Annotated in this window: 1 protein-coding gene; it reads right to left on the reverse strand. The window is 67.6% G+C overall.

All coding sequences use genetic code 11. The features are described from left to right. Nucleotides 1-172: 172 nt before the first annotated feature. Nucleotides 173-2983, reverse strand: a complete 2811-nt coding sequence (locus B140_RS0111305; RefSeq protein WP_018119462.1) for a hypothetical protein — start codon at nt 2981-2983, stop codon at nt 173-175. Nucleotides 2984-3075 lie beyond the last annotated feature (92 nt).

Genomic DNA, 3075 nt, shown 5'->3' on the forward strand with positions numbered 1-3075 from the left:
GGCTTGTCCACCCCCATGATGCACGAGCAGGGCAATCCAGGTCAACAAAGAAACGCGCAGCGCGCGCTACCCACCGCGAACCGGGTGGGGGTGGTGGACAAAGTGCAACCCCCAGCGAGTGTGAGGGGCTGGGGGTTGAGATGAGTTGAAGTTGGTAGCTTCCTGCGTGATTTTACACGGGCGTGGGGATGTGCGCAACCGCCGGGATCGCGCGCGGGGACACCTGGCGTGCTTCTCCGGTCAGTCCCGGGATCCAGGACAAGGAATCACCGAATCCGCCACGGTTGAGCAGGCGTACATCCCACCAGGCGACGTCCTGGTCCATCCCGGCCGCCAGGCGGAGGTGGGTCACCAGGGCGGTCAGGGCGCCGAGCAGACCGCCGATGCCGGCACCGATGCCCGATCCTGCGGCCATGCCAGCAGCCCCGTAGAGCAGGGCGCGGGTGATCGCTGCGGTCAGGGTGCCCAGCGTGCCGCCGATGCCGGCACCGAGCAGGGCGCCCATCAGGGCGCCGGCGGGCACGGTCAGAAGCGAGGACAGTGCGGTAGCCGCAGTACCAATGGCGATGGCCTCCAGCAGGGACAACCCCAGGGCCATCGGCAGGAGTGCGGGCAGGGATGCCAGGCCTGCCAAGGCCAGGGTGAGTGCGGGGAAGGCGAAGAACGGCAGCAGGATGAAGAAGGTGGCCACGCCAATCGTCAGTGCCACCAGGCCCAGTAGTGCGAACACGGCAATCGTGTTGCCGATCGCGATGCCAAGGGCGATGGAGCCCACGATAAACGAGATCAGCGGGGCGATGCCGAGTGTGGGGATCCACAACAACGGGTTGCCCAGGATGAGGGCGAACACGCTCATGGCTGCGGCGACGAGGAAGAGCGGCACGCTCCACGGCAGGGCCAAAAGCAGGCCCACGAGGAAGGTGGTGGCCACGGCCATGACCAGTGGGGGGATGATGGTGGCCGCACCGGCAGCTAGCGCCAGGGGCAGCAGGAGGGCTCCCAGGCCAAGGGCCAGCAGTGCCAGATTCGGCAGGAAGGTCAGCGGGATCGACGCCAGACCGGCCAGGCTGCCCAGCAGCGGGGCGAGCAGGCCGCCGGCCAGGGCGCCGAGCAGGCCGCCTGGAATGGACCCGGCCAGGGCGCCCATGAGCCCGTTGAGCAGGTTCAGCGGGTTGAAGAAGCCCAGTGGTGCTCCGATGAGTCCGCCGAGCAGGCCTCCGATGAGCCCGCCGGGGATCGCGCCGAGGATGCCGCCGCGTAGCAGCATTTCTCGCACGCGGCGGTTTTCCAGGAAGGCGACGACCATGTACAGCGAGTTGAGGCGGTTGGCCAGGTCGTTAAAGGCCATGCCAGATTCGGTGGCGCCGAAGGCGTGGGCCAGGGAGCCGAGCATCTTGCCGAAGTTGGATTCGCGCCAGCCTCGATCAAAGGCGGCGCGCAGCTTTGCGCCGATGGAGTCCGGGCCGTTAAACAGCGCCCCGAGTCGGGGCATGAGGTCCTGACCGATCAGGAAGCCTGCCAGGGCCAGGGCCACAGGGATCGAGCCAAGGGAGAACAGGCCAGCACCAATAAGTCCGCCGAGGACCAGGCCTGCAAGAGCACCTAGTCCCGCGCCAAGCAGTGTGTTGAGCAGGGTCATTCCAGCCCACCCAGCCAGGGAACCCAGCAGGCCACCGATGATCGCACCCGGTAGGGCGGACAGTGCGGTCAAAAGTGGGATACCGATGGCCGGGATGAGCAGACCGGCGAGGGCGCCTAAGCCAAAGCCGGTGAGCATGCCGGTGAGCAGGACCGGCAGGAACCCGAGGGCGTAGATGAGAATCGGGATCCAGGCGGTGGTGATCACCAGGCCCAGCCCGCCAATGAACAGGACCTCGAAGAACACGCCCCAGCCGAAAGCGGCGGCGAATAGGAAGGCAAACGGGTTGAACAGGCTGAGGGCCCAGCCGATGCCGCCGGCGGCAAGGCCGGCGATTGCTGCGATGCCGAAGATGCCGAGTGCTCCGAGTGCGTAGAGCACTCCGTAGGTGCCGAACACGGCAGTGGCCCACAAGGCGAGCGCGATGACGGAGCCACCGGCAGCACCCAGCAGCGGGGCGATCACCGTGGCAGGCAGCGTCAGCAGCAGGGATCCTAGGAAGCCGGGGATGCCGGTAGCCAGTGCGCCGAGGGGGATCCCGGCCAAGGCGCCGGGGATCATGCCCAGCAAGTTGAGCGGGTTGAGAGCGCCAAGCAGGGCACCGGGGCCAGACAGTGCGAGTGCGCCTAGGGGGGCGCCGGTGAGCAGGCCCACCACGGGGGCGGCCAGCGGGATGAGCAGGGCGGGGGCTGCACGCAGCAGGGATTCGTAGATGGCGCCGGGGACATCGTTGATGTTGTTGCGCAGTACCTGCATGGTGTCCGGGCCCAGGACGTAGACCCCGGCGTCGCGGATGAAGCCCAGCGGGTCGGTGACCAGGCGGGCGGGTCCGCCAGCGGCGTTGAATACGCCCATGACCGCGCCTGCGGGGTTGCGCGTGAACTCGTCGATGAGTGCGGATACCCCGGCAGCAGCCCGATCATCGCCGCGTAGGGATTGATCGACTCCGGCGAGCTGGTTGACCCCTGCGCTCCAGTCAGCGTAGGCCTGGGAGGCCTCCATGCCGGCGAGGGCATCCTGGAAGTCAGCCACGATCTCGCCGGTGGTGACCTTCGTGATCAAGGTGGAGACGTCCTGGCCGATGGTCTGCAAGGTCTCCTGATTCGGCAGGCCGACTGCGCCCATGAACTGGCCGATGGTGTTGGGGTCATTGCGCCCGTCCATGGCCTGGATAAACTGCTGGCCAATCGCCTGGATCGGGTCGGGCTGTTCCACAGGCTGGGCGGCACGGTCCACCAGGTGCCCGATGCCGACCTGGGGGGTCTCGATGGGGCCGGTTTCTGCCACGGTGAGGTGGTCGCCTTGTCCTGCGGAGTTGGTGCGCAGGAGGTTCTGGGGCAGCACGCCAGAGATGTGCGAGACGAACGCCTCTAGTGCGGCATCAGGGCTCGGCAGGCCGGGTGCTACCCCGCCAGCGGCGGGCTGTGCATCGGGGG

It is taken from the genome of Corynebacterium mastitidis DSM 44356 (genome assembly GCF_000375365.1).
Lineage (GTDB): Bacteria > Actinomycetota > Actinomycetes > Mycobacteriales > Mycobacteriaceae > Corynebacterium > Corynebacterium mastitidis.